General features: G+C 72.2%; 26 protein-coding genes. 6 read left to right on the top strand and 20 right to left on the bottom strand.

Annotation, left to right across the window (positions count from 1 at the left end; all coding sequences use genetic code 11):
• The first annotated feature begins 179 nt into the window (after positions 1–179).
• Positions 180–356: a hypothetical protein gene (locus ACFCZF_RS03865; protein ID WP_375919755.1), complete on the top strand. Its 177-nt coding sequence runs from the start codon at positions 180–182 to the stop codon at positions 354–356.
• A gap of 53 nt (positions 357–409) precedes the next feature.
• On the opposite strand, the gene ACFCZF_RS03870 is transcribed toward ACFCZF_RS03865, so the two are convergent.
• The 5 genes from ACFCZF_RS03870 to ACFCZF_RS03890 form a co-directional block, all read right to left on the bottom strand.
• Positions 410–1201, bottom strand: coding sequence for an SAM-dependent methyltransferase (locus ACFCZF_RS03870; protein ID WP_376670261.1), 792 nt, complete (start codon positions 1199–1201; stop codon positions 410–412).
• 137 nt (positions 1202–1338) lie between these two features.
• Complete coding sequence (locus ACFCZF_RS03875; protein WP_376670262.1) at positions 1339–1980, bottom strand: sugar O-acetyltransferase; 642 nt, start codon at positions 1978–1980, stop codon at positions 1339–1341.
• A 119-nt stretch (positions 1981–2099) separates the two neighbouring features.
• Positions 2100–4139, bottom strand: a complete 2040-nt coding sequence (locus ACFCZF_RS03880; protein ID WP_376670263.1) for an RICIN domain-containing protein — start codon at positions 4137–4139, stop codon at positions 2100–2102.
• Positions 4140–4328: 189 nt separating this feature from the next.
• Positions 4329–4421: a hypothetical protein gene (locus tag ACFCZF_RS03885; protein ID WP_376670264.1), complete on the bottom strand. Its 93-nt coding sequence runs from the start codon at positions 4419–4421 to the stop codon at positions 4329–4331.
• Between the two features lie 279 nt (positions 4422–4700).
• Complete coding sequence (locus ACFCZF_RS03890) at positions 4701–5666, bottom strand: helix-turn-helix transcriptional regulator (RefSeq protein WP_376670265.1); 966 nt, start codon at positions 5664–5666, stop codon at positions 4701–4703.
• 63 nt (positions 5667–5729) lie between these two features.
• On the opposite strand from ACFCZF_RS03890, the gene ACFCZF_RS03895 reads away from it, so the two are divergent.
• Positions 5730–6116 carry a VOC family protein gene (locus ACFCZF_RS03895; RefSeq protein ID WP_376670266.1) on the top strand — a complete coding sequence of 129 codons (387 nt, stop codon included), beginning with the start codon at positions 5730–5732 and terminating at the stop codon, positions 6114–6116.
• A gap of 141 nt (positions 6117–6257) precedes the next feature.
• Here the strand turns inward: ACFCZF_RS03895 and ACFCZF_RS03900 are convergent.
• Positions 6258–7191 (bottom strand): IS5 family transposase gene (locus ACFCZF_RS03900; RefSeq protein ID WP_376670267.1). Its coding sequence is split into 2 segments (ribosomal slippage): positions 6258–6858 and positions 6857–7191, totalling 936 coding nucleotides; the frame shifts between segments, so codons are not numbered across the junction.
• Positions 7192–7230: 39 nt separating this feature from the next.
• Complete coding sequence (locus ACFCZF_RS03905; protein WP_376670312.1) at positions 7231–7896, bottom strand: sigma-70 family RNA polymerase sigma factor; 666 nt, start codon at positions 7894–7896, stop codon at positions 7231–7233.
• Positions 7897–8100: 204 nt separating this feature from the next.
• On the opposite strand from ACFCZF_RS03905, the gene ACFCZF_RS03910 reads away from it, so the two are divergent.
• Positions 8101–9903, top strand: a complete 1803-nt coding sequence (locus ACFCZF_RS03910; RefSeq protein ID WP_376670268.1) for a thiamine pyrophosphate-requiring protein — start codon at positions 8101–8103, stop codon at positions 9901–9903.
• On the top strand, positions 9900–10940 hold the full coding sequence (locus ACFCZF_RS03915) for an SDR family oxidoreductase (RefSeq protein ID WP_376670269.1): 1041 nt from the start codon (positions 9900–9902) through the stop codon (positions 10938–10940). The genes ACFCZF_RS03910 and ACFCZF_RS03915 overlap by 4 nt, the downstream gene beginning before the upstream one ends.
• Positions 10941–11118: 178 nt before the next feature.
• Here ACFCZF_RS03915 and ACFCZF_RS03920 read toward each other — a convergent pair whose 3' ends face one another.
• Both ACFCZF_RS03920 and ACFCZF_RS03925 read right to left on the bottom strand, forming a co-directional pair.
• Entirely contained in the window at positions 11119–11721 is a 603-nt protein-coding gene (locus ACFCZF_RS03920; protein ID WP_376670270.1) for a PepSY domain-containing protein, read from the bottom strand.
• A 49-nt stretch (positions 11722–11770) separates the two neighbouring features.
• Positions 11771–12571, bottom strand: a complete 801-nt coding sequence (locus tag ACFCZF_RS03925; protein ID WP_310875051.1) for a ribonuclease BN — start codon at positions 12569–12571, stop codon at positions 11771–11773.
• A gap of 179 nt (positions 12572–12750) precedes the next feature.
• Here ACFCZF_RS03925 and ACFCZF_RS03930 point away from each other — a divergent pair, with 179 nt between their 5' ends.
• Together ACFCZF_RS03930 and ACFCZF_RS03935 are read left to right on the top strand one after the other, a co-directional pair.
• Positions 12751–13812, top strand: coding sequence for a glucose 1-dehydrogenase (locus ACFCZF_RS03930; RefSeq protein WP_376670313.1), 1062 nt, complete (start codon positions 12751–12753; stop codon positions 13810–13812).
• A gap of 41 nt (positions 13813–13853) precedes the next feature.
• Entirely contained in the window at positions 13854–15008 is a 1155-nt protein-coding gene (locus ACFCZF_RS03935) for an enolase C-terminal domain-like protein (RefSeq protein ID WP_376670271.1), read from the top strand.
• Positions 15009–15021: 13 nt separating this feature from the next.
• On the opposite strand, the gene ACFCZF_RS03940 is transcribed toward ACFCZF_RS03935, so the two are convergent.
• The 11 genes from ACFCZF_RS03940 to ACFCZF_RS03990 all read right to left on the bottom strand — a co-directional run bounded on the left by ACFCZF_RS03940 (position 15022) and on the right by ACFCZF_RS03990 (position 25381).
• Complete coding sequence (locus ACFCZF_RS03940) at positions 15022–15423, bottom strand: hypothetical protein (protein ID WP_376670272.1); 402 nt, start codon at positions 15421–15423, stop codon at positions 15022–15024.
• A 108-nt stretch (positions 15424–15531) separates the two neighbouring features.
• Positions 15532–16755, bottom strand: coding sequence for a cytochrome P450 (locus ACFCZF_RS03945; protein WP_376670273.1), 1224 nt, complete (start codon positions 16753–16755; stop codon positions 15532–15534).
• Positions 16752–17993 (bottom strand): cytochrome P450, encoded by a 1242-nt coding sequence (locus ACFCZF_RS03950; protein ID WP_376670274.1) that lies wholly within the window; start codon positions 17991–17993, stop codon positions 16752–16754. The genes ACFCZF_RS03945 and ACFCZF_RS03950 overlap by 4 nt, the downstream gene beginning before the upstream one ends.
• Positions 17990–18610, bottom strand: coding sequence for an ATP/GTP-binding protein (locus ACFCZF_RS03955; RefSeq protein WP_376670275.1), 621 nt, complete (start codon positions 18608–18610; stop codon positions 17990–17992). Before ACFCZF_RS03955 ends, ACFCZF_RS03950 begins: the two co-directional genes overlap by 4 nt.
• Positions 18591–18938, bottom strand: coding sequence for a DUF742 domain-containing protein (locus ACFCZF_RS03960; protein WP_375918064.1), 348 nt, complete (start codon positions 18936–18938; stop codon positions 18591–18593). Before ACFCZF_RS03960 ends, ACFCZF_RS03955 begins: the two co-directional genes overlap by 20 nt.
• Positions 18935–19342, bottom strand: coding sequence for a roadblock/LC7 domain-containing protein (locus ACFCZF_RS03965; protein WP_376670276.1), 408 nt, complete (start codon positions 19340–19342; stop codon positions 18935–18937). Before ACFCZF_RS03965 ends, ACFCZF_RS03960 begins: the two co-directional genes overlap by 4 nt.
• Positions 19339–21138, bottom strand: coding sequence for an ATP-binding protein (locus ACFCZF_RS03970; RefSeq protein ID WP_376670277.1), 1800 nt, complete (start codon positions 21136–21138; stop codon positions 19339–19341). Before ACFCZF_RS03970 ends, ACFCZF_RS03965 begins: the two co-directional genes overlap by 4 nt.
• Positions 21139–21332: 194 nt before the next feature.
• Complete coding sequence (locus ACFCZF_RS03975) at positions 21333–22646, bottom strand: cation:proton antiporter (RefSeq protein ID WP_376670278.1); 1314 nt, start codon at positions 22644–22646, stop codon at positions 21333–21335.
• Between the two features lie 78 nt (positions 22647–22724).
• The gene (locus tag ACFCZF_RS03980; RefSeq protein WP_376670279.1) at positions 22725–23417 is read right to left on the bottom strand and encodes a GAF and ANTAR domain-containing protein; all 693 of its coding nucleotides are present in this window, start codon (positions 23415–23417) and stop codon (positions 22725–22727) included.
• 90 nt (positions 23418–23507) lie between these two features.
• Positions 23508–24152, bottom strand: coding sequence for a response regulator (locus ACFCZF_RS03985; RefSeq protein WP_376670280.1), 645 nt, complete (start codon positions 24150–24152; stop codon positions 23508–23510).
• Positions 24149–25381 (bottom strand): sensor histidine kinase, encoded by a 1233-nt coding sequence (locus ACFCZF_RS03990; RefSeq protein ID WP_376670281.1) that lies wholly within the window; start codon positions 25379–25381, stop codon positions 24149–24151. The genes ACFCZF_RS03985 and ACFCZF_RS03990 overlap by 4 nt, the downstream gene beginning before the upstream one ends.
• Between the last annotated feature and the right edge of the window lie 35 nt (positions 25382–25416).

Consider the following 25416-nt stretch of genomic DNA (forward strand, 5'->3'; position numbering starts at 1 on the left):
GTGGGCGGGTGCGGGACGGACCGTACCCGGCCTCGATGCGCCGCGGACGGTCCCGTTCCCTCCACTGTACGAACACCGTACGAAGCGCGCGGTGCCTTCCGCCGTGTCACGCGACCGGTCGGGGGCATACGCGTGACACGGCACCGCTCCGGTGCCGCCGATCCGAAGGGGTGTACACCGTGCTCGCCATCATCGCGGCGGTTCTGTTCCTCATCGCCTGGCTGATCAACGCGGCGGAGATCTCGACCAACGACATCTTCACCGCTACCAACGTCATGCTCGTCGGCCTCGCCCTGCTGGCCCTGCACGTCGCCGGGATCGGCAGTGGCTGGGCGACGCGCGGGCGGCGCCGCTGAGCCCCGGCGCGTCTCCCCGGCGTCAGCGGATCCGCGCCACGCCCGCGCCGGCGTCAGCGGATCCGCGCCACGCCCGCGTAGATGCCGCTCTCCTCCGGCGCGGGCGGTTCCTGGCCCGCGCCGTACCACTCGGTGGTCGTGACCAGGCCGGGCGGCAGCAGTTCCAGTCCGTCGAAGAAGCGGGTCACCTCCGCCCGGGTACGGAAGCCGAGACGGATGCCGCCCTTGGCGTACTGGGCGATCACCTGCTCGGCGAGCTCCGGGAAGAGGTCGATCGCGGCGTGCGACAGGACCAGGTGACTGCCCGGCGGGAGGGTCTCGACCAGGCCGCGGACGATGCCGTGGGCGTCCTGTTCGTCCGGAACGAAGTGCATCAGGGCGATCAGTGACAGCGCGACGGGCCGGTCGAAGTCCAGGATCTCGCGTGCGTGCCGCACGATCTCGTCCGGCTCGCGGACATCGGCCTGGATGTAGTCCGTGGCCCCCTCGGGACTGCTGACCAGCAGGGCCTCCGCGTGCCGCAGGACGATCGGGTCGTTGTCGGCGTAGACGACCTTGGCCGTCGGCACCGTCCGCTGGACGATCTGGTGGAGGTTGGGCTCGGTCGGGATGCCCGTGCCGATGTCCAGGAACTGGTCGATGCCCCGCGCGGCGAGGTGGGCCACCGCACGGTTCATGAACGCGCGGTTCTGCCGCGCCGCGTCCCGCGCCTCGGGCGGCAGTGTCTCGCCCACCGCCTCGTCGACGGGGTAGTTGTCCTTGCCGCCCAGCAGCCAGTCGTAGACACGCGCGGGATGGGCCCGGCCGGTGTCGATGTGGGGTGGCTGGGAATGGTCCGTCGTCATGGCAGGCTCCGTGGTCCGGGAGGTGACGCTCCGCCGCAATTTCCGATCATCGTACTGCGCCGCGTCCCCCTGCCATGTGCGGGGCGGACGGCGGGAGTTGCCGAGCGCGACTGGACCACCCGACGGTCGTCCCGCGATCACTCGGAGCTGCGGCCCAGGGTGCGGGGCGGACGGTAGGTCCACTCCCGGTCCGCGTCCGTGATCTCGCGTATCACCCGTGCCGGCGTCCCGGCGACGACCACCATGGGCGGCACGTGCGCCGTCACCACGCTGCCCGCGCCGACCACCGAGCCGCGGCCGACGGTGACCCCCGGCATGATCAGCGCGCCGGCTCCGATCCACACGTCGTCCTCGACGCGCACCGGCGCCGAGAACTGCGTACCGTCCCTGCGCAGGTCCGGGTGGACGGGGTGCCCGGTGGTGCTGATGGTCACGTGCGGGGCGAACATCACCCGGTCCCCGACGAGGACCTCGACGTCGTCGACGAGGGTGAGGCCGAAGTTGACGTACACGTCGTCGCCCAGGTGCACACGATTGCCGTAGGCCACGTGCAGCGGCGGCTCGATCCACACGCCCGTGCCCACGGAGGCGAGCATCTCTTTCAGGAGCGCCCGGCGGCCCTCCTCGTCCCGGGCGCCGGTCCGGTTGTAGGCGTCGGCCAGCTCCTTGCCCCGCAGCCGCTCCTCCGCCAGGCCCTCCAGCCCCGGCGCACCGTCCGAGTAGAGCTCCCGCGCCGCCATCCTGCGGCGGACGTCGAGCTCGCGAGGGTCGATGGTCATGCCGTCTCCTTCTGCCTGTACGGGTTCGGTCCGAGCCAGTTCTTGTCTGTACGGGCCGCGGCCCCGCCCGCATCGCGGGTGGATGCGGGCGGGGCCGTTCGGCCATGAGGCGGGGAGTGTCAGCCGGCGGACACGTCCGTTACCGTCCAGCGCTGGTTGGTACCGGAGTTGGGCGGCCACGTCGTGACGGCCGCGCCCTCGTGCGTCGCCTGGCCGCCGACTTCGAGCAGGCGTCCGGTGGCCGCGTTGACCAGCGTCCAGGTGCCGTCGCCGGTGGTCGACATGAGCCACTCGGCGGACTTGTCACGCCTGCCGGTGTCGGGTTCGGCCACCGGGACGTCGTCGCGTACGGCCAGCCGCGTGCCGTTCTCCGGGTCGGTGAAGACATAGCGGTCGCGTACGCCGCTGTCGTGGCGCACCGCGCTGAGCCGCCACTGCTGGGCGCCGGCCCCGGCCGCGGTGCCGAGGACCAGGTCGGTGCCGCCCGCCGCGACGGTGACGGCCTTGCCGCTCTGTACGCCGGTCAGCGTGTAGGTGTGGCCCTCGCGCAGCAGTGCGGCGTCCTTCGCGACGCCGGAGACGCCCTTGATCGCGAAGGAGGTCACGGACCGCGCGGGCACGGTGAAGGTGGCCGCGCGGTCGCTCACCCTGATCGGGGCCCGCTGTTCGAGCTTGCCGTCGGTACTGGTCACGACCGGGGTGACGGTGGCGTCCCGGCGCACGTGGCGGAACTTCGACAGGTCGACGGTGACCGTGCGGGCCTCGGCGGTGCGGTTGACGTGGACGAGCGAGGCGCCCTTGCCGTCGTGGGTGACGGCGGCGGCGCTGGAGGTGTCGTCCGTCTTGATCAGCCGGTCGCCGGGCTGGATGAAGTGGGTGAAGTTGCGGGCGGTGTCGAACTTGGTGTTGGTCCGGATCGGGCAGGTCTCGAGGGTGTCCTCGGCGGTGCAGCTGAACGGGAGCTGGATGCTGCCCCAGTTGCCGCCCTTGGCCGACTCGCCGCCCGGCTTCATGTTGTCGTAGTCCTCGACGGGCTGCCAGAACACCCAGGCGCGGGGCTCCAGTTCACGCAGATCTTCGACGATCTGCTGGGCGAGACCGAGGCCGGGCCGCATGTCCTCGAAGTCCTGGCCGTCGCCCCAGTCGCCGCCGACCTCGCTCATCCACAGGCGTTTGTCCGCGGCCTTGGACAGGTCCCGCACGGTGGTGCGCTGCCCGGTGCCGTAGGTGTGGACGTTCATCTGGTCGACGAGGTCGCGGTCGGCCTGGGAGTAGGCGTTCCAGTTCGTCGCGAAGGTACCGGGGTTGGTCTCGTCCATCGCCGAGATGCCCGCCTTGACCTTCGCCTTCTTCAGCGCGGGGGCGAGGGCCCGCAGGACCTCGCGCTGGAGGCCGGGGCCCATGTGCGCCCCTTCCTGCCGGCCGCCGACGGGTTCGCCGTCCGCGCCCAGCCGCGTGCCCCAGTAGGGGGTGTTGGGCTCGTTGAACGGGTCGACGGTGTCGACCTCGATGCCCTCGGCCTTCTCCAGCCGCTTGGTCGCACCGGCCACGTAGGCGGCGAAGTCGTCGACCGACTCGGTCCTGAGCTGGTCGGCGGAGGAGTCGAAGCCGCCGGAGACGTAGCCGCTGACGGTCATGAACCAGGGCGGGGAGTTGCTGAACGTCTCCCAGTGGTCGATGTCGTCCTTGATGCGCTCGACCCACCAGCGCTGGGTGGCGTCGGCGTCCTCGTTCCAGTCGGCCGGATCGTCCGCGCTCCACCAGTCGGTGTCCTCGCGGGTGGTGCCCGCGGGCGCCTTCCACCAGCCCTCGACGGCGCCGCCGGCGCGCAGGTAGTCCTTGACGTCCGGGGCATTGCCGCCGCCGATGTTGTAGCGGGCGATGTTCAGGCCCAGGCCGTCGTCGCCGAAGAGGAGCCGCGCCAGCTTCTCGCGGATCTCGGGAGGGTAGTCGCCGGTGGCGTTGGCGAACCAGACCAGACTGGTGCCCCAGCCTTCGAACTCCTCCTGCTGGTACGACGGGTCGGGCCGCACGGTGACGGAGGCGGCGGCCGCGGCCGGTTCGGCCTGGGCGGGAACGCTGATCAGGGCGGCCCCCGTGGCCAGGGCGGTCAGGGCGGCGGCCCCGAGGAGGCGTCTGCTGCGCGTACGGCGTGCCATCGTGTGCTCCCGACTGGAAGGTGTGGTCACTCGTCCTGTTTGCGTAAACATCGAGCATGGCGAAGGTGCTCTCACTGTCAGGGGTGTGGTTCATGTTTACGTAAACATCAATGGCCGCATGTCTACCCTGCCCCGAGGGCGACGGTCAAGGGTCCGTCGGGGCCCGGCCGCGCGCCGGGCCGGCGGCCGTCAGCTCCCGAGGAGGCCGCGCCGCAGGAAGGTGCGGGACCGGTCCAGCAGACGTGAGACGTGCATCTGCGAGAGGCCGACGATCTCCGCCACCTGCCGCTGGGGCAGGGAGTTGACGAAGTAGAGCTTCAGGATGGCGCGCTCCCGGCCGGCAGTTCCGCGACTGGGGGGTGTTGTTTGGATCAGGTCGGCTCCAAGTGACGGCGTCTTGCAGCGGGGCCGAGCGGGGTCTGGTGCGTGCAGCTGCCAAGGCGGAGGAGGGTGACAGGGCGGAGCCCTGGCAACCGACGACAACGCCGCAGATGTGCGTTCCCGATCAGTAGCGCCTTGTTCTGGTCGTTGAGCCAGAGCTCGTTCCTGCGCAACGTCGCTCTACCGGGACTGACCTTTCGCGTTGTCCTCGGAGAGTTCCTGGGTACGACGTAGCAGGGCCTGCCGGACAGCGTCCGGTGAGAGGACTCGCAGGGGTGTGGCCAGGCTGAGGAGGTACCTCGCGAGCCCGTCTGCGTCGGGACCACCGATGTCGACGATCGTGGTGTCGGGGCTTTCGGGACGGTGGGTGCCGACCGTCGCAGGAATCAGCCGCAGGGCTTGGTTCATGGACACTGGGAGACGGATCGTGGCAGAGAGCGGGTAGGGGCCGGTGGCGACGGAGCGGGAGACGAGCAGCGCCGGGTCGGGTGGGTCGATGAGTTCCACCGCGTGCCCGGTTGGCTGCAGTCGGTCGACCCTGTCGGCCCGGAAGGTTCGCCATTGGTCCCGCATCACGTCCCGGGCGACGAAGTACCAGCGGCGTCCGGTGTGAACGAGGCGGTACGGGTCGATGTCCCGGACCGTGGCGTTTCCTTCCCAGTCGCGGTACGACAGTTGGGCACGCTCGCCTCGGCGGCACGCGGCGGCCAGTTCCAGCAGCATGCCGGGCGTGATCTGCGGCTCGTCGGGTCTGGGGGTGTGCACGAAGGCGTCGTCCATCTCGGTCAGCCGGTCCGCGATGCGCTGGGGCAGAACCTGCTGCAGTTTCAGCAGCGCCGACAGCGCGGCCTGGTCGCCGCCGAGAGCACCGCTGAGCGCGGCCTCGCGCAGTCCGACAGCAACGGCGAGTGCTTCTTCGTCATCGAGGATCAACGGCGGCGTCCGGGCTCCGGCGCGGAGACGGTAACCGCCCCATGGCCCCGGGTCGGACTCGATGGCGTAGCCGAGTTCCCGGAGCTTGGCTATGTCCCGCCGCACTGTGCGGTCGGTGACCGCCATCCGGTCGGCCAGCTCGCCGCATGTCCACGACGGCTTGGCGGCAAGCAGGGAAACCAGTCGCAGCAGGCGGGCGGATGCGCTGATCACGTTCCTGATTGTTCCACATGACCAGGACCGAATTTGTCCTGGTCCCGGCCTAGGGTCCTCTTCATGACCACGGAAGACACCTCCACCCCCACGTTCCGTTACTCGGCCGTCACGTTCGACTGCCCGGACCCCGCCGAACTGGCCCTCTTCTACGCCGAGGCCCTCGGTCTGCCCGTCGTCTTCTCCACCGACGACTTCGTCCTCCTCGGCCAGGAGGGCGCGGCAGGACTCGGATTCAACCGGCTGGCCGACTACCGCCGTCCCACCTGGCCGGCCGCTTCCCAGGCAAAGCAAGCCCACATTGAACTGGGCGTCGATGACTTGGATGCCGCGCAGGCCCGGCTGCTGGCCCTGGGGGGCGTCAAGCCCGAGTTCCAGCCGGACCCCGACCGGTGGCGGGTCCTGCTGGACCCCGCAGGCCACCCGTTCTGCATATCCACCCTGGTCTGAGCACGACCTGCAAGCCGATGACCACCACCGCGCACCCAGGCTGGGGCAGCGAACTCGCCGCTGTCCCGCCGGGGTCGCGGAGAGGTTGCACGGCCGCCCAGGCAGCAGACGAACGTGATCAGATAGCGCCTGCTTCTCCGGTCATGATCGGAGCCAGATGAGGACAGCGGCGGCGGTGACGGTGCCCAAGTAGATGTATCCACGCTTGTCATAGCGGGTGGCGACGGCTCTGAACTGCTTCAACTTGTTGATCGACCGCTCGACAGCGCTTCGCTTCTTGCACCGCTCTGTGTCGAAGCCTGGGGGGCGCCCTCCGCGTGAGCCTCGGCGCAGGCGGCCGGCCACCTGGTCCCGCTTCTCCGGGATCACATGGCGGATACCGCGCTTGCGCAGGTAGGTACGGGTTTTTCTGTTGCTGTACGCCTTGTCGGTACTGACACTGTCGGGCCTGGGGCAGGGCCGCCCCAGGCCCGGCCGGGGGGCGCGGATCTTGTTCATGACCGGCTCGAACTGGGTGCAGTCCGCCTGCTGCCCCGGGGTGATGACCAGCGACAGCGGGCGGCACTTCCCCTCCGCCGCTAGGTGCAGCTTCGTCATCAGCCTGCCGCGCGAGCGGCCGAGAACTTCGCCTGCCGCACCGCCCCCTCCAGGAACGAGCGCAGGCGAAAGTGCGCGCGCGGGTGACCTGATCTTTGTGCGGCCCCTCTTGAGGAGTTGGACGGTGCCCGCGGCGCCTTTAGTGCCCGGCAGCGTGCTGGTGGGCCCGGACCGAGGTGGAGTCGACGTTGATGTCCCAGACGATGTCGCCCTTGGCGTCGGCGACAGCCTGGACATGCTGGAGCAGGACCTCCCAGGTGCCGTCAGCCGACCAGAGCATGTGCCGCTTGTGGACGGTCTGCCACGGGAAGAAGCGATCGTGCAGCTCGCGCCACTGGCAACCGGTGCTGAGCCGGCGGATGACCCCGTTGATCACCTGCCGGTGGTCCCGCCACCGCCCGCACCGGTTATTGCTCTTCGGCAGCAGCGGCTCCAGCACCGCCCACTCGTCGTCAGTCAGATCGCCCCTGCTGAGCATGACCAGAACAACGAGCTGCTGATCGGAGAGACACTGTAGCTAGGGTCCTGAGCGCCACCAGGTCGGTGACCTGTTCGAGCCTCGGGTCGTCCCCGCCGATGGTCTCCGCGAGGGTGAGTCCTTCCCTGTGCCGCGCTGCTCGTCCACGGACAGGGGGTTGCGTACCAGGTCCGCCCGTAGGGCCAACCGCACGTCCTGTTCGTCGATGCCGGTGAGCCGCTGGATGTCGCGGACGGTCCCGCCGTCGGCGCGCCCGGCCCTGTTCATCTCCTCCTGGGCGAGCCGCACCCGGCGGCGCTTGTCCTGCAGTCGCCGCGGCACACGGACCTGCCAGGTGAAGTCCCGCAGATACCGCTTCAGCTCACCGTCGATGGTGGGCACGGCGTAGGAGAGAAAAGCGTGCCCCAGCCCGGGATCGAAGCGGTCCACCGTCTTGACGAGCCCGAGGCGCGCCACCTGGTGGAGGTCCTCACGGCTCCGGTCGGGGGAGCCGTAGCGCCGGGCGATCCGCCGGGCGGCCGGCAGGTACGCCGTGATCGCCGCCTCGCGCAGGGCCTCGCGGTCCGGACCCCGGGACAGGCGGCCATCCGGTGCACGAGTTCCTCCTCGGGCGTCCGGCCACTCGTCCCGGCCGGCTCTCGCGCCGCCCCGGCGGAGGACTGCGGCGTACGGGGGGAGTGCTGGTGACAGACATGCGCGTCCGATTTCCGGTCCATGGTGTGCGGCGCGGGAGCCCGTGCGCTCGTGGGCCCGTGCCGTCGGACGGCGGACGGGTGCTCACCTTCCTTTGTCCTATGCAAAGGTCGGTCGGTTCCTGGCCGAACGGGTGAGTACCGCCCGGTTTACGGGCTGCCGGGGAAGGCAACTCCACAAGCCGACCGTCGTCCCCCCCACGCCCAGGAGAGCCTCATGACCCAAGTCGCCGACTATGTGCTCCAGCGCCTGTCCGAGTGGGGCGTCCAGCGTGTGTACGGCTATCCGGGTGACGGCATCAACGGCCTGCTCGGCGCCTTCGACCGGGCCGACGGCGACCCGGAGTTCATCCAGGCGCGGCACGAGGAGATGGCCGCGTTCATGGCCTGCGCCCACGCCAAGTTCACCGGCGAGGTGGGCTGCTGCATCGCCACGTCGGGTCCGGGCGCCGTGCACCTGCTCAACGGCCTCTACGACGCCAAGCTCGACCACCAGCCCGTGGTGGCGGTGGTGGGCCAGCAGAAGCGGCTGTCGCTCGGCACCCACTACCAGCAGGAGATCGCCCTCGACCAGCTGTTCGCGGACGTGTCCGAGTACTGCCAGATGGTCGTGCACCCGGGCCAGGCCCGGCACGTGATCGACCGGGCCTTCAAGACCGCGCTGACCACCAGGGGCGTCGCCACGATCATCATCCCCAACGACGTGCAGGAGGAGGAGGCCCAGCCCTCCCCGCCCAGGGAGCACGGATCCGTCTTCTCCAGCGTGGGCTGGAGCAGGCCCCGGGTCCTGCCCGACCTCGACGAGCTGCGCAAGGCCGCCGACGTCCTCAACGCGGGCGACAAGGTCGCCATGCTGGTCGGCCAGGGCGCGGCGAACGCCGAGGCCGAGGTGATGGAGGTGGCCGAACTGCTCGGCGCCGGCGTCGCCAAGGCCCTGCTCGGCCGCGAGGTCCTGCCCGACGACCTGCCGTACGTCACCGGGCCCATCGGCCTTCTGGGCAGCAAGGCCAGCGACAACATGATCCAGGGCTGCGACACCCTGCTGATGGTCGGCAGCAGCTTCCCGTACTCGGAGTGGCTGCCGGAGGAGGGCCAGGCCCGGGGCGTCGAGATCGACATCGACGGCCGCATGATCGGCATCCGCTATCCCATGGACGCCCACCTCGTCGGTGACTCCAGGGAGACCCTGCGTGCCCTGATCCCGATGCTCCAGCGCAAGAAGGACCGCGGCTGGCAGGAGAAGATCGAGAAGGACGTCCGGGAATGGCACGACCTGTGCGACCGCTGGGCGGGCGAGCACTTCGGCAAGACGATCAACCCTCAGGCCGTCGCCGCCGAACTGTCGCCCCGCCTGCCCGACGGAGCCATCCTCACGGCCGACTCCGGCTCCGGCACCAACTGGTGGGCCCGGCACCTCAAGCTGCGCGAGGGCATGCGGGCCTCGCTGTCCGGCACGCTGGCGACGATGGGGCCGGGGACGCCGTACGCCATCGCGGCGCGGTTCGCGTACCCCGACCGGCCGGTGATCGCCTTCATCGGGGACGGCGCGTTCCAGATGAACGGCATGAACGAGATGATCACCGTCAAGCGCTACCTGGACCGGCTGACCGGGACCGCACCGCTCATCTTCTGCGTGTTCAACAACCAGGACCTCAACCAGGTCACCTGGGAGCAGCGCGCCATGGCCGGAGACCCCAAGTACCCGGGCTCGCAGGACATCCCCGACGTCCCCTACGCCGCCTACGCCGAGCTCCTCGGCCTCAAGGGCATCGTCTGCGCCGATCCCAAGAAGGTGGGATCCGCCTGGGACGAGGCGCTCGCCGCCGACCGGCCCGTGGTCCTGGAGTTCAAGGTCGACGCGGAGATCGCGCCGATCCCGCCGCACATCATGAAGGAGCAGGGCAAGAAGGCCGTCAAAGCGGCGCTGCACGACCCGCAGGCCACCGGCATCGCCACCAAGGGCGTACGCCGGAAGCTCACCGAGTACGCCGAGCACCTCCCCGGCCGGGGCAAGAAGTGAGCGGCCGCGGGGGCCGGCACTCCAGGGCGGAAGTCGTGGTCGTCACCGGGGCGACCGGCGGCGTCGGCCGGGCCACCGCCCGGGCCTTCGGCGCCCGCGGGAGTTCGGTGGCCCTCCTCGCGCGCGGTGAGTACGCCCTGGAGCAGGCGGCGGAGGAGGTCCGGAAGGCGGGCGGACGCGCACTGCCCCTGGTGGTGGACGTCGCCGAGCCGGGGGCCGTGGACGCGGCGGCCGCCCGGATCGAGGAGGAGCTCGGCCCGATCGACGTCTGGGTGAACGCGGCGTTCTCGACCGTCTTCGCCCCGGTGGCGGAGATCGAACCGGAGGAACTGAAGCGGGCCACGGAGGTGACCTACTTCGGCTTCGTCCACGGCACCCAGGCCGCCCTGCGGCACATGACGCCGCGCGATCGCGGCACCATCGTCCAGGTGGGTTCGGCCCTGGCCCAGCGCAGCGTCCCGCTCCAGGCGGTGTACTGCGGGGCCAAGCACGCCATCCAGGGCTTCACCGACTCCCTGCGCTGCGAGCTGCTGCACGACCGCAGCGGGGTCCGGGTGACCATGGTCCAGATGCCCGGGCTCAACACGCCCCAGTTCAGCTGGGTCCTCAGCCGGCTGCCCCGGCATCCGCGCCCGGTGGCCCCGGTCTACCAGCCCGAGGTCGCCGCCGAGGCGGTCCTGTACGCCGCCGACCGCCCCGAGCGGCGCGAGTACTGGGTCGGCGGCTCCACCGTCGCCACCCTGCTCGGCCAGAAGCTCGCCCCCGGGCTACTGGACCGCTACCTGGCCCGGACCGGCTACGACGGGCAGCAGACGGACGAGCCCGTCGATCCGTCCCGCCCGGTCAACCTCTGGCAGCCGCCGGACGACACCGCACCGGCCGACTACGGCGCGCACGGGATCTTCGACGACGAGTCCCATGCCCGCAGCCTCCAGTTCTGGCTCTCCCGCCACCGCCGGCCGCTCGCGCTGGGCGCCGCCGTGACCGGAACGGTCGCCGCGGTACTGGCCGACGGGATGCGCCGACGTTGTCGGTGACGCGATGGTGACGCGATGCCCGGGGCCGGGCGCGGGCGCCGCGCGCCGGGTGCCCGGCCGACGGCCGCGGAGCGCCATGGCGGTACGGCGTGGAGGATGGTGTCCCCGGCACGCCCGTACCCGGCACGCCCGTCCTCCCGGCACGCCGTCCTCCCAGGCCCCCGGCCCTCCGGGCCGCTCAGGCCGAAGGCGGAGCCGTCCGTCGGTCGAGGACGTCCTTCGTCACGGCGTCGACCAGGTACGTCTGCGTGTCGTCCCGCCGGACGGTGGTGACGTCGACGGACCACACGGCCTCGTGCTGCCGGTCCTCCTCCAGTCGGATGCCGGTCACCTTGCCGAAGTCCGGACTCTTCACCTGCTCGACGGCCTCCTCGGGCAGCACCTCCGCCGAGGCGGCCAGGGCGGAGACCCGCTCCTTGTCCGCGGCCGACTGCCCGTCCGGCACGGCGGTGCCGAGGAGCCGCCCGTGCACGGCGTCGACGCGGACCAGGTGCACGGTTCCGTCCTGGGCGGCGACCCGGGTGTACCAGACGGGCTGCGGATCGGACACCCGGCGCAGCGCCACGGAGAGCAGGCGGCTGCCGGAAACCTCGTCCAGCGCCGCACGGACGGCCCGGTCGTAGGGCGCCTCGACCTGTGGCAGCACCTCCGGGTGGGGCGAGGACGGCGGGCCGTCGCACGCGGCGCCCGTGGCGAGCAGCGCGCCCGCCACGACGAGCGCGGACAGACCCGTACCGCGGGCACGACGCCGGACGGTGGTGCTCGTGAGCGGACGGGTCATGCGCTGTCTGCCTTCCTGGAAACCGGACGGGGCGTCGGAGGCGAACGGGTCATTCACGGTCGATGTTCCGGGTCCACCAGTGGTGCTCGCAGAACCAGTGGCCGACCATCGCGCCGCCGAAGACGACGAACCCGACCCCGATCAGCCAGGACTCCACCACCAGCACGATGCCGACCGTGCCGTAACTGATCGCGTTGTCGAGGATGAGCGGCGTGAACACCAGGTACGAGAAGCCGCGCAGGCCGATCAGGCCCACCATGGTCGCGATCGCCCCCGGCAGCAGGTCACGCCAGCGGACCTGACCGCCCAGCAGGAAGTGCTGGCCCCACCAGAAGAACAGCATGCCCGTGGCCGTGGACAGGGCGATCCGCACCGATCCGTGCAGCGCGGTGCGGGTCTGCACCTCCTGGTAGAGGTAGGCGGTCAGCATGACCACCCAGGTCCCCTGGCGCCAGACGCGGTGCCACGGGCCGGACGGCAGCTCCCAGATGCGTTCGTAGCCGTTCTGGACGCTCGCCGCGAAGGACACGCCGAACACGGCGAGCGCGATACCGCCCCATACGCTCGTGGTGCCGACGATCTTGGTCGGCGGAGTGATGATGTCGGTCAGCACCCGGGCGGACCGCCCCGACAGCCCCATGCCGTCGGCCAGCCAGGAGGCGAACCCGCCGCGCGCCCCCAGGGGATCGAAGGCGGCCACCACGATCAGCAGCGGCGCCAGCGTGACCAGGGCGAGCGTGGCGAACCCCAGTGCCCGGTGCATCAGCTCCAGGTCCCGGCCGCGCCGGACGAGGGCGGACGCGGCCAACCGGTCCCACACACGGTGGAACGGCTGCCGGAAGCGGTTCACGGGATGCTCCTCGGGCGGTCCCTTCGATGGCTCGCGGATGCGGAACTGAGTGACCCGTCGGCGGGCCGGACAAACGTGGCGCCACCCGTACGCCCGCCGCGCGCCGACCGGACGGCCCCGCATGGGCCCGAGGATGCGGGGAACCGGCTCCGGGAAGGTGAGCCGAGAGGATGAGCATCATGCGCGCACTGACCGTCCGCCCCGGCGGCGACGGCTCGCTCGGGGTGGAGGAGGTGGGGGAGCCGAAGCCGGCCGCAGGTGAGCTGCTGGTCCGAGGGGTGGCCCTGGGGGTCTGCGGCACGGACCGGGAGATCGCTTCCGGCGCGTACGGCCAGGCACCGCCGGATCGCGACCGGCTGATCCTCGGCCACGAGTCCCTCGGCCGCGTGGCCGAGGCGCCGCACGGCAGCGGATTCGCCGTCGGCGACCTGGTGGCCGGCGTGGTGCGGCGCCCCGACCCGGAGCCCTGCGGAGCCTGCGCGCACGGCGAGTTCGACATGTGCCGCAACGGCCGCTACCGCGAACGCGGCATCAAGGAACTCGACGGGTACGGCGCCGAGCTCTGGTGCCTGGAGACCGACTACGCCGTGCGCGTCGACGCGGGACTGGGCCTCGCGGGCGTGCTCATGGAGCCGACCAGTGTGGTGGCCAAGGCCTGGGAGCAGATCGAGAGGGTGGGCGCCAGGGCCTGGTTCGAGCCCCGCAGCGTCCTGGTGACCGGCGCCGGCCCCATCGGACTCCTCGCCGCGCTGCTCGGCCGGCAACGCGACCTCGACGTACACGTCCTGGACCGGGTCACGGACGGGCCCAAGCCGGACCTCGTGCGCGCCCTCGGAGCCACGTACCACAGCGGTGCGGCCGACGACGTGTTCGCCGCCGTACGTCCGGACGTCGTGGTGGAGGCCACCGGGGTCGGACGGCTGGTGTTCGACGCGATGCGCGGGACGGCGGCGTACGGCATCGTCTGTCTCACCGGCGTCTCGCCCGCCGGACGGAGCCTGACCGTGGACGCGGGCACGGTGAACCGCGACATCGTGCTGGAGAACGACGTCGTGGTGGGCTCCGTCAACGCCAACCTCCGCCACTTCCGGCAGGCCGCCGGCGCCCTGGCACGAGCGGACCGGGAGTGGCTCCACCGGCTCCTCAACCGCCGTGTGCGGCTGGACCGGGCGACACGGGCGTTCGAGCGGAGTGCCGACGACATCAAAACGGTGATCATGCTGGAGGGCGGCGCGGACTGACCGCTCGCCTGCGCGTACGTGACGGACCGAGGGAGTACGGGATGACGCCGGCAACCGGCTTCGACGCGAGGGCGCTGGACGAGTGCACGGTCGACGCGGTCGACGTCCACGCCTTCGAGGTGCCCACCGACGGCCCGGACGGCCGGGAGCAGGACGGCACCCTGGAGTGGGACTCCACGACCATGGTCCTGGTACGGGTGCACGCGGGCGGCGGGACCGGCCTCGGCTACACCTACGGGGACGTGTCCGTGGCGGCCTTCGCGCACTCCGTGCTGGCGCCGGTGGTCGAGGGCGGGCCGGTCGCCTCGCCGCCGGCGCTGTGGGAGCGGATGGGGGCGCGGATGCGCAACGCCGGCCGCCCCGGCGTCGGGGCCATGGCCCGGTCCGCGGTCGACGTGGCGCTGTGGGACCTCAAGGCGCGACTGCTCGGCCTCCCCCTGGTCCACCTCCTGCCGACCCACCACGACCGGGTGCCGGTCTACGGCAGCGGCGGCTTCACCAACTACTCCCAGGACCGCCTCACCGACCAGCTCACCGGATGGGTCGAGCAGGGCATCCCGCGCGTGAAACTGAAGACCTCGCGGGAACCGGAGGCAGACGCGCGGCGCCTGACCGCCGTACGCCGGGCGGTGGGCGACGGGACGGAGCTGTTCACCGACGCCAACGGCGCGCTCGGTCGCAAGGAGGCCCTGTACTGGGCACACAGGTTCCACGACGAGTGGGACGTGCGCTGGTTCGAGGAACCCGTGAGCTCCGCGGACCTGGCGGGGCTGCGGATGCTGCGCGACCGGGGCCCGGTCCGACTGGAGATCACGGCGGGGGAGTACGCCTTCACCGCCCAGGACTTCGCCAACCTCGTCGACGGGCCGGCCGTGGACTGCCTACAGGCCGACGTCACCCGCTGCGGCGGCATCACCGGCGTGCTGGAGGTCGCCGGTCTGTCGGCCGGCCACCACCTCGACCTGTCCGCGCACTGCGCCCCCGCGGTGTCCGCCCACGCCTTCTGCGCCGTACGCCGGCTGCGGCACCTGGAGTACTTCCACGACCACGTGCGCGTCGAGCGGCTGCTGTTCGACGGCGTCCTGTCGCCCGACGGCGGAGCCCTACGCCCCGACAGGGGCCGACCGGGGCTCGGCCTGGAGGTCAAGTGGGCCGACGCGGAGCCGTACCGCGTGTCCGGTACCCGCCCGTCCTGAGCCTCGGACGGCCTCACGGGTCCATGCGCTGCTGCTCACGCATGCGCTCGTTGTGCCAGGCGATGGCGGCGCGTATCTGCGGCTCCTGGAGGCCGGTCCGGCAGCCGAGCTGGTCCATGGAGAGCGCCGGCGGGCCCGTGGTCAGGGCGCGGGTGAGCTTCGCCGCCCACAGCTCCTCGTCCACGAAGGGCCGGTGCGCGTAACCGCTCTTGATCACGTCGAAGTGGTCGTCGCAGCACGCGGTGATGAGCCGCAGCCCGTCGAACCATTCGTTGGTGAGATGGGCCGCGGAGGAGTCCGGTACGTAGCCGCTCACGGCCTCGTCCTCGGGGAAGACCCTGGCACACAGGTCGCACAGCTCCATGGGGACCGGCTTGGCGGTCCGACGGCCCTTCCTGGCCTTGCGCTTCCACATGGCGACTCCCGGGGATCGGCGTCCGGAATGCCGGAGTTACCCGCAGGGCGGGGAGCAAACGCCCCGCGGGTGAGGAGACCGCCGTCGACCCGGCGGCTCCGGAGGCCGTTACGCCAGCCTCACCGGCAGCTCGAACAGGTCGTTCTGCGTGACCACCGGCTTGTTGCGCAGCTCCGAGGCCGGTACCGCCAGGTCCAGGTGCGGGAAGCGGGCGTAGAGCGCGGGCAGCGCCACGCCGGCCTCCAGCCGGGACAGGGCCGCGCCCGGGCACACGTGCGGGCCGTGGCCGAAGGAGATGTGCCGGTTCTGCGCGGCACGGGTGATGTCGAACTCGCCCGCCGTCGGGCCGTGCGCCCCCTCGTCCCGGCCCAGCGCGCCGTACGACACGATCAGCGCGTCCCCGGCGGGTATCACCTTCTCGCCGACCAGGACGTCCTCGGTCGCGAAGCGGATCAGGACGTGCGAGGTCGGGGTCGAGTAGCGCAGCGTCTCCTCGATCACCGCGGACCAGTCCGCCTCCCCGGACAGCACCAGGGCCCGCTGCTCGGGATGCGCGGCGAGGTTGACCACGGAGTTCACGATGAGCGAGATCGTGGTCTCGTGACCGGCGGCCACCATCAGTTGGAGCGTGGAGACGATCTCCGCGTCCGTGAGGTGGTCGCCGTTCTCCGACGCCTGGATCAGCGCGCTGGTCAGGTCGTCGCCGGGCGCGGCGCGTTTCGCGGCGACCGTGTCGGCCATGATCCCGGCCAGCTCGGTGAGGGTCGCGACGACCTCCTCGGGCGGCGTCTGGGTCGAGAAGAACTTCTCGAACAGCACCTTCAGCCGCGGCAGCCGGGCCTCCTCGATCCCCATCAGGTCCGCGACGACGTACATCGGCAGCGGGTAGGCGAAGGCCGCCTTGAGGTCGACGACGCCGCCGTCCGCGGGCAGCTCGTCGAGCAGCCGGTCGGCGAGCTCGGTGATCCGCTTGCGCATGTGCTCCACCCGGCGCACCGTGAGCGCCTGCGCCACGAGCGTACGCAGCCTGCGGTGCTCGGCGCCGTCCACGGTGAGCATCGAGCGGCCGGGGTTGGCCAGCCCGATCAGCGGCCAGTCGGCGGGTATCTCGCCGCGCTGCCACGCCCCCCACACGTTGATGTCCTTGACCAGGCGGGGATCGGTGAGCAGGGACTTGGCCTCCGCGTGGTGGGTGACCGCCCAGACGGGGACGCCGCCCGGCAGCTCCACGGCGGCCAGCGGTCCGGCCGCGCGCAGCCGGGCGCTCTCGCCGTCCAGGTCGGTGACGAACGGGTCCAGCGGGATCCGGGCTTCATCGGTTCCGGTCGTCATGCTGACGTGCCTCCCAGGGCAGTGGTCGGGGTGAACCGCACGGGCAACTCGGTCAGCCCCCGCAGCCAGGGCGAGGGGCGACGGGTGAGGGACCCGGCGGGTACGGCCAGGTCGATGTCCGGCAGCCGGTCGAGGACGACCTCGATGCCGGTGCGCGCGATGACCTCGGCGACCTCCTGCGCGGGGAAGGGGCAGCGGTGCTCGCCGTGTCCGAAGGAGAAGTGCGCGTTGTTGCCGCCGGTGAGCGCGGAGCCGTCGGTGCGGACCTGCGGGTCGGAGTTGGCGCCCTGCAGACCGAGCAGCACCAGGTCGCCGGCGCGGATGTGGCGCCCGCCGAGCCGGGTGTCGCGCGAGGCCCAGCGGCCGGCCACGTTCTGGGTGGGCGTGTCCTCCCACAGCACCTCGTTCATGGCCTCGGCGACACTGTTGCGGCCACCGAAGAGGGACGCGGCGAAGCGGTCGTCGGTCAGCATCAGGCGCAGCGAGTTGCCGATCCAGTCCGCGGTCGGCTGGTGGCCCGCGGCCAGCATCACCATCAGGTCCTGGGCGACCTCCTCCCCGGTGAAGCCGCTGTCCTCGGCCAGCATCCGGGAGGCGACGTCGTCGGCGGGCGCCGCCTCCCGCTCGGCGAGGAGCCGCACCATCGACGTGGCGAGGTGCGCCTGGCCGGCGATGGCCCGCTCCCTGCCGTCGATCATGTCGTTGAGAGCGGTGACGAGCGCCGGACCCTGCTCGTCGGAGAAGCCGTACAGGCGGGCCAGGACCCGCACCGGCAGCAGCATGGCGTAGTCGCCGACGAGGTCGGCCTCGCCCTTGGCGCACAGCCGGTCGACGAGTTCGTCGGCGAACCGCTCGGCGTGACCGCGCAGGACGTGCGGGTCGACCGCCTCCAGCGCGTCGCTGATCATGGCGGCGCGTGCACGGTGCCGCTCGCCGACCGTGTAGAGGATCGACGGCTGCTTGCGGCCGATCATCGGCAGCAGCGGCCAGTCGTCGGGGATGTTCTCCCACTGGTTCCACAGATCGGAGTCCCGGCTGAACAGCACCGGATCGCCGGTCACCTGGTGCAGTTCGCGGTAGCCGAGCACCAGCCAGGCCGGGACCTCCCCGTCCAGCAGCACCGGGGTGACGGCACCGTGCTCGCGCCGCATCTCCCGGTACAGCAGGGCGGGATCCGTCTGGAAGCGGGGGCCGCTGAGCGGTACGGCGTCGGTGGCGTCGGTGGCGTGGGTGCTCACACGAACTCCTGTCGGGGCTGGGCGGCGTAGCGCGCCTGGAGGTGTTCCACGAGCGCGATCAGCACCTGTCTGCCGGACTCGCGGGACCGGGCGTCGCAGAAGACCAGCGGCACCCGCGGGTCCAGGTCGAGCGCCTCGCGCACGGCCTCGGGCGAATGCCGGGGCCCGCCGAAGTCGTTGCAGGCGACGATGAACGGCGTGCCGTGGTGCTCCAGGCGGTCGATGGCGTACCAGGAGTCGTCGATGCGGCGGGTGTCCACCAGGACCACCGCGCCGAGCGTGCCGGAGAACAGCCGGTCCCACAGGAACCAGAAGCGTTCCTGGCCGGGCGCGCCGAACAGGTACAGCACGTTGCGCGCGTCGAGGCTGATGCGGCCGAAGTCGAAGGCCACGGTCGTCGCGGTCTTGCCGCGCACCTCGCTGATGTCGTCGACCGCCTCGCCGGCCTGCGTCATCGTCTCCTCGGTGTTGAGGGGGCGGATCTCGCTGACCGAGCGGACCATGGTCGTCTTGCCGACGCCGAACCCGCCCACGACCACGATCTTCAGGCCGTTGTCGGCGGACGCACCCAGCGGGACGCGTGCTGGGGTACGGGCGTCAGAGGTTGCGGAGTCCAACGAGCACCTGCTCCAGGATGTCGGGATCGGGGACGGCCGCCGTGTGCGGGTGACGTGCGCTCACTCGGCCGGCGGCGTGGAGATCGGAGAGCAGGACCTTGGTGATGCTCACCGGAAGCCGCAGTTCGGCGGCGATCTCCACGACGGCGGTGGGGGCCTCGGTCATCCTGAGGATCGCCGTGTGCTCCGACTGCATGCCGGGCGCCGGCTCGCATTCGGCGACGACGAGGGTGACCAGGTCGAAGGGGTTGCCGGGGCTCGACCTGCTGCGTCCCTGGGTGACGGTGTACAGACGGTCGGGCGCGTCGTCCCTGCCGGGGCGGCTCATGACGAACGGGGTGGCGCGGTGAGGTGCTCGCCGAGCTGCTCGATGAGTTCGCTCATGTTGTGCCCGACGAGTCCCGGGTCCGCGTCCTCGGAGGTGACGACGGCGAGGTGCGCGCCGTCACCCGCCTCCACGATGAACAGGACCCCGCCGTAGAACTCGGTCATGGCCGAGCGCACCCCGCCGCTGCCGTCGCCGAACTCCACGGAAGCGCCGTGGGACAGCGACTGGATGCCGGCGGCGATCGCGGCCAGTTGGTCGGCCTGGTCGACGGAGAGCTCCGGGGTGCGGCACAGCTTGAGTCCGTCGCGGGACAGGACGAGCGCGTGCCGCGCGCCCGGCGTGCGCTCCAGGAGGCCCTCGATGAGCCAGGTGAGCTTCTCGTCGGCGGTGGTCGAGCCGGTCATGAGGTGGTGTCGCCTTCCGGGTGCGCGTGCGAGTGGGACGGATGGTCGGGGGCCGTCTCGGCCGGTGCGGATGCGGCGGGCTCCGCCTGCGGGGCACTGTCCCGTGAGGTGGCGGGACCGGTGGCCCGTACGGCCTGGCGGAAGCTGCTGAAGCGGGCCGCGCGTGCCTTCGCGTCGTCGGCGGGCGGCGTGGCACGCGGCTCGGCGGACCGGGCGGTGGCCCGGGCGTGCTCGGCCGCGGCGAGGGTGCGGCCGCGGCGGCGCCTGGGCAGCCCCGTGAACGGCTCGGCGGACTCGGCGGACTCGGCCGACGGGTCAGGCGCGCGGTCCGCCGGGTCGGGCTCGCGGTCCGCGGACTCGTGGGTGGGCGGCGGCTCGGGGGCCACGTCGGCGGGGGCGGGCTCTGCCCCGGCGGTGGCCGGTGCGGGGGCGGGATCCGGCTCGGCGGTGGACGGAGCGAGGGCGGGATCCGGCCCCGCGGTGGACGGCCCGGCGGTGGACGGCCCGGCGGTGGACGGTGCGAGGGCGGCCGGTGCGGAGGTGGGTGGCAGGGCGGCCGGTGTGGAGGTGTGCGGCAGGTCGGCCGGGGTGGCGGGCGGTGGGGAGGCCGCCGGACCGTCGGAAGCGGCGGGACCGCTCAGGATGTCCTGGGGGACGAGCATCAGCACGCCCGTACCGCCGCGCGCGGACGGCCGGAAGGACACCTTGAGCCCATGTTTGGCTGACAGCCGGCCCACCACGGAGAGCCCCAGCCGGGTACCGGTCAGGCCGCCGAGCCCGGCCGACTCGCCGGCCACCGCCTGCTGGGCCCGGCGCAGTTGCACCTCGCCCATCACCAGCCCGCTGTCCTCCACGGACACGATGACGCCGGCCGGCACCTCCTCGACGTACACATGGACCTCGGCGGTCGGCGGGGAGAAGTTCGCGGCGTTGTCGAGGAGTTCGGCCAGGGCGTGCATGACGCCCTCGGCGGCGTGCCCGGCGACCGCGGCGTCGCTGGCCGAGTGCACGCGCACTCGCTGGTAGCCGGCGATACGTCCCATGGCGCCACGCAGAATGGACTCCATACCGATGGGCCGCGCCCAACGACGCCCGGAGCGGGCCCCCGTGAGGACGGCGACGGAGTCGGCGAGCCGGCCCGCCTGCGCGGTGCGGTGGTCGAGGTGGAGCAGGTCGGCGAGGACGTCCTCGTCGCTGTGCCGTTCCTCCATGGCGCGCAGGTCGGCGAGCATCCCGGTGGCCAGCGCCTGCATCCGGCCGGCCGCGTTGGCCGTCGCGGAGACGGCGGCGGCGCGCTCACCGGTCGCCCGGTCGAGCCGCGCCCGCAGCCGGACGGTCTCCTCGGTGAGCCGCGCGACCTCCTGGGCCCGCTGCTCGGCGAGACGTACCCGCTCCTGCGCGAAACCGTCCGCGAGTAGCTCCCGCTCCCGGTCGAACCCCGCCACGACACGGGCCCGTTCCCGGTCGGCCTCCGCACGCAGGCGCTCCTGTTCCTCTCCCGCCCGCTCGGCCAGCCGCGCCCGGTCCTGGGCGAGCCCGGCCGCGTCCGCGCGGGCGGCGTCCAGCAGGCGACGGGTGGCCCGTTCCCGGCGGACGGCGTACACGGCCACGGTCACCGCCGCGCACAGCAGGATCGCCGCGGCGCTCGCGCCCAGGCCGAGCGGAACGCGTACCGAGGGCGGCGCCGCGGCGACGGCACCGCCGACGACGAGCGCCGACACCACCGCGCAGGGCAGGGCCACGGCCAGGAGAACACGGGGAGCGGGGCGGTCGCCGGGGCGGGCGGGCGCGGTCATCAATCGGGTCCTCGCCAGGCCGCCGGAGCGGCCCTCGTGTCGTCCTTCGGGGCGCGTGTGTGCCGAGAACTCTCACACGGCACGCAACAGGCGATCACTATACGAGAGTTAGTAATCCATTTGAGAAGGGTCTTGCTCAACTACCGCATGCTTTCCGTCGCTTCCTCGCGCGGACGGTCACAGGCGTACGACGGTCACAGGCGCTCCCCGGCCACGTCGTCCTCGCTGGGCGTCTGCCCGGCGGTCCGGCGGTCGCGGGCCTTCAGCAGCCGCAGCCGGTCGAGACGGGAGATCAGGGGGGAGGCGGTCACCCCGTGCAGGACGACGGAGGCGAGGACGGTGAAGGCCACCACGGCCCACAGCTCCCCGGCCGGGACGTGAAAGCCCTCCGTGCCGAGCGCATGGGCGAGGTAGAACAGCGAGCCGATGCCGCGGATGCCGAAGAAGGCGGTCACGAGGCGCTCCCGAGGTCCTGCGGCCGTGCCGAACTGCGCGACCCAGCCGGTCAGCGGCCGGGCGACGAGCAGCACGAGCAGACCGACGGCGGCGCCCTGCCAGGTCAGGTCGGCCAGGGCGCCCTGCGCGACACAGACGCCCAGGAGGAACAGGAGCCCGGCGGTGAGCAGCCGTTCGACCTGCTCGACGAAGTCGTGGAGCACGGCGTGGTAGCCGTGGTCGCGTTCGGCGGCGCGGATGCGGCAGGCGGTGACGAAGACGGCCAGGAACCCGTAGCCGTGGGCGAGTTCGGTGACGCCGTAGGAGAGGAACGTGGCACCCAGGGCGACGAAGCCCTCCCGGTGCTCGGACAGTCGCACCGACGCCCGGCCGGCGCGGAAGAAGAGCCAGCCGAGCAGCTTGCCGACGGCGAGACCGGCCAGTACCCCGATCACGCAGCCGTACAGTACGTCGACCAGGAGCCAGTGCCCGACCCAGCCGCCGGACAGGCCCGTGCCCGCCGCAGCGGTCAGGGCGATCGCCGCCATGACGACGGGGAAGGCGAGGCCGTCGTTGAGGCCGGCCTCGCTGGTGAGCGCGAAGCGCACCTCGTCCTCGTCGTGCTCGGAGTCGGTGGGCGCGCCCACCCGCACCTCGGAGGCGAGCACCGGGTCGGTGGGCGCGAGCACGGCCGCCAGCAGCAGCGCGGCGGCCGGCGGCCAGTCCAGCAGCCACCAGGCGAGGAGCCCCGCGGCCGCGATGGTCAGGGGCATCGTGATGCCGATCAACCGCCAGGGAGCTTGCCAGCGGCGCAGCCCGAGGGGACGGTTCAGCGCGAGACCGGCACCCATCAGCGAGACGATGAGGCAGATCTCGGTGAGGTGCTCCACCCACACCCGGTCGCGCACCAGGTCGATCTCGGGCAGCGGCGTGGGCAGCAGTTGCAGTACGGCCCCGCAGGCGAGGAAGACGAGCGGCATGGACAGTGGCCGTCCGGCCACCAGCCGGGGGAGGACGGCGGCCGCGAGGGCACCCGCCCCGAGGACGGTGAAGAGGAAGTCAGCCAAGGTCACCGCTGACGTGTGCCCGCTGCCGCGCCGGCGTACGCCGGTTGCCCGGTTGAATCCCGGACGATTTTGCGCCCCGAGGACTCAGGGCAGGCCGCCCCGCTCGCAGACCAGGCGGGCGAGGTCACGGAGTTTCACGTTGCGGTCCTGCGAGTACCTGCGCAGCGCGGCGAAGGCCTGGTCCTCTGTCATGCGGTGCCTGCCCATGAGGATGCCCATGGCCTCGCCGATCGTGTGCCGGGTGCCGATGGCCTCCTGAAGCTGGGCGTGCGTACGGGCACTGGAGAAGGCGACCGCGGCGTGCGAGGCCAGCAGCCAGCCGGCCGTCTCGCTGGCGTCGGTGAACGCGCCGGGCCGGTACGAGTAGATGTTCAGCGCCCCGAGATCCTCGTCCTCGGTGAACAGCAGGAAGCCCATCATGCTGCCCAGGCCCAGCTTGCGTGCCTCGGGCAGGTACTTGGGCCAGCGCCGTGCCTCGTCCGTGAAGTCGGCGATCCGGAACTGCCGCTGGCCCTCGGAGCTGCGAGCGGCGTCGAAACACGGCCCTTCCCCGACCCGTCCCTGAAGTTCGTCACTGTCGACCACCACCTGGTCGGTGGGGGCGAGCGACTGCACCTGTCTGCCGCGCAGGATGAGGATGCCGGCGGCGTCGCAGCCTTCCACCAGCTGCTTGGCCGAACCGGTGATCCGGCTCAGCGTGTCGTTCACCGACTCCTGGGCCAGCAGATCGCGCGCCAACGACGCCATCTGCTGTGCGAAGCCGCGCCAGTCCTCCATACCGTTTCCTCCTCGCTCCCTGGAGGAGTGCCCCTCGGACGGCCGGATGCAACAGGGAGATCCGAAACCCGCCGCGGTCCGGCGTGCGGTTCAGCGCCGGATGAGACCGAGCGCGGCGGCGGTGGCGACCGCCGCGGTGCGGGAGTCCACGCCCAGCTTGGTGTAGACGCGGGCCAGATGGGACTTGACCGTGCCCTCGGTCAGATGGAGGCGCTCGGCGATGTGCTGGTTGGACAGGCCCTCGGCGACCAGGGCGAGGACCTCGGTCTCGCGGCGGGTCAGCGAGGTGTGCGGTTCACGCAGGCGGGTCATCAGCCGGTCCGCGACCGTGGGCGCGAGCGCGGTCCGGCCCGTCGCCGCGGTGCGTACCGCCGCGGCGAGGTCCTCGGGCGGCGCGTCCTTGAGGAGGTAGCCGGTGGCACCGGCCTCGATGGCGGGCAGCGTGTCGGCGTCGGTGTCGTACGTCGTGACGATCAGTACGCGCGGTGCCCCCGGTCGCGCGGTGATCGCGGCGGTGGCCTCCGCGCCGTTCATGCCCCTGCCGAACTGCAGGTCCATCAGGACCACGTCGATGTCGCCCCGTACCGCCCGCTCGACGGCCTCCTCGGCGGTCGCGGCCTCGGCGGCCACCGTGATGCCCTCCTCGGTCTCCAGTACCGCGCGCAGCCCCGCACGGACGACGGGGTGGTCGTCGGCGAGCAGCAGACGGATCGGCGTCGGGGCGGTCTCGGTCACGGCTGGGCCTCGGGGTCGTCGGCGGCTTCGGTGTCGCGGGCGGGCGTGGGCGGGGATGCGAGTGGGAGCCGGGCGGCCAGCGCGGTACCGCGTCCGGGGGCGGACTCGACGGCGAGCGTGCCGTCCAGGGCGTGCATACGGGCCCGCATGGCGGCCAGTCCGAAGCCGCCGCCATCCGGCCCGGGAGCGGGGACGGCGGCGGGATCGAACCCCACCCCGTCGTCGGTGACATCGAGGGCGACGGCGTCGTCGAGGTAGCTCAGGGTCACCTCGGCCCCACCGGCGCGGGCGTGCCCCACCGTGTTGGCCAGCGCGGACTGGGCGACGCGCAGCAGGGCCACCTCCTGCGCGGTGGGCAGCGGGCGGGGCCGGCCGGCGAGGCGGAAACGGACGTCGAGGCGATGCCGGTCACCGGTGGTGGCACAGAGCCGGTCCAGCGCGTCGGCGAGGGTCGTGTCGTCCAGGGCCGGCGGAGAGAGGGCGGCGACGAACCGTCGGGCCTCGGCGAGGTTGTCCACCGCGGCCTGCCGGGCCTGGCCCACGTAGGTGGTCGCGGGCCCCGGCCGGTCGGGCAGTGCCCGCTCGGCGGCACGCAGCAGCAACTGGATGCTGGACAGGCCCTGGGCGAGGGTGTCGTGGATCTCGCGGGCGAGGCGCTGGCGCTCCTCCAGCACCCCCGCGGCCCGCTGGGCGTCGGCCAGGTCGGCCCGGGTGACGGTGAGCTCCTCGATGAGCCGGCGCCGCTGTTCGCTCTCGCGGTACAGCGCCTGGTAGCCCCACACCACCGCCACGGCGACGGCGGCCCCGAGCGCCGGACCAATCGCGGTGGCCGCCGTGATCGTGCCCTGGTGGGCGGAGAACGCGGCGATCGCCGCGACCGCGGTGGCGACCACCGCCGTCAGTCCGGCACGGCGGGACAGGAGGTGAAGCTGGACGAAGTACAGCGGGAAAGCCAGCCACACACCCTCGGCGGACAGGGCCAGCAGCACGAGCCACACCGCACCGACCGCACCCAGCCACAGCGCGGCGGCACGGCGGGAGGCGCGGACGGCGGGGAGCGCGGGGCCCACGGCGTACACCAGGCCCACCACCGCGGCCGCGGTGATCACGGCGGGTGCGTGCGGCCGGTCGTCCGCCACCGCCCGTACCGCCGGCAGGACGAGCAGGCCGGCCACGAGCAGGTGCAGGCTCCAGGACAGTGCCCGGGTGGTGGGAGTCAGCGCGTTCACGATCGTCCCAGCCTACGGACCGTGCCGGGGCCGGG

Source organism: Streptomyces sp. NPDC056296, assembly GCF_042268605.1.
Lineage (GTDB): Bacteria > Actinomycetota > Actinomycetes > Streptomycetales > Streptomycetaceae > Streptomyces.

What these genes read in the sequence shown, in the direction of transcription:
- ACFCZF_RS03870 (WP_376670261.1), bottom strand. Translation starts at nt 1,201, where the DNA reads ATGACGACGGACCATTCCCAGCCACCCCACATCGACACCGGCCGGGCC.
- ACFCZF_RS03875 (WP_376670262.1), bottom strand. Translation starts at nt 1,980, where the DNA reads ATGACCATCGACCCTCGCGAGCTCGACGTCCGCCGCAGGATGGCGGCG.
- ACFCZF_RS03880 (WP_376670263.1), bottom strand. Translation starts at nt 4,139, where the DNA reads ATGGCACGCCGTACGCGCAGCAGACGCCTCCTCGGGGCCGCCGCCCTG.
- ACFCZF_RS03895 (WP_376670266.1), top strand. Translation starts at nt 5,730, where the DNA reads ATGACCACGGAAGACACCTCCACCCCCACGTTCCGTTACTCGGCCGTC.
- ACFCZF_RS03910 (WP_376670268.1), top strand. Translation starts at nt 8,101, where the DNA reads ATGACCCAAGTCGCCGACTATGTGCTCCAGCGCCTGTCCGAGTGGGGC.
- ACFCZF_RS03920 (WP_376670270.1), bottom strand. Translation starts at nt 11,721, where the DNA reads ATGACCCGTCCGCTCACGAGCACCACCGTCCGGCGTCGTGCCCGCGGT.
- ACFCZF_RS03930 (WP_376670313.1), top strand. Translation starts at nt 12,751, where the DNA reads ATGCGCGCACTGACCGTCCGCCCCGGCGGCGACGGCTCGCTCGGGGTG.
- ACFCZF_RS03935 (WP_376670271.1), top strand. Translation starts at nt 13,854, where the DNA reads ATGACGCCGGCAACCGGCTTCGACGCGAGGGCGCTGGACGAGTGCACG.
- ACFCZF_RS03940 (WP_376670272.1), bottom strand. Translation starts at nt 15,423, where the DNA reads ATGTGGAAGCGCAAGGCCAGGAAGGGCCGTCGGACCGCCAAGCCGGTC.
- ACFCZF_RS03945 (WP_376670273.1), bottom strand. Translation starts at nt 16,755, where the DNA reads ATGACGACCGGAACCGATGAAGCCCGGATCCCGCTGGACCCGTTCGTC.
- ACFCZF_RS03960 (WP_375918064.1), bottom strand. Translation starts at nt 18,938, where the DNA reads ATGAGCCGCCCCGGCAGGGACGACGCGCCCGACCGTCTGTACACCGTC.
- ACFCZF_RS03965 (WP_376670276.1), bottom strand. Translation starts at nt 19,342, where the DNA reads ATGACCGGCTCGACCACCGCCGACGAGAAGCTCACCTGGCTCATCGAG.
- ACFCZF_RS03970 (WP_376670277.1), bottom strand. Translation starts at nt 21,138, where the DNA reads ATGACCGCGCCCGCCCGCCCCGGCGACCGCCCCGCTCCCCGTGTTCTC.
- ACFCZF_RS03980 (WP_376670279.1), bottom strand. Translation starts at nt 23,417, where the DNA reads ATGGAGGACTGGCGCGGCTTCGCACAGCAGATGGCGTCGTTGGCGCGC.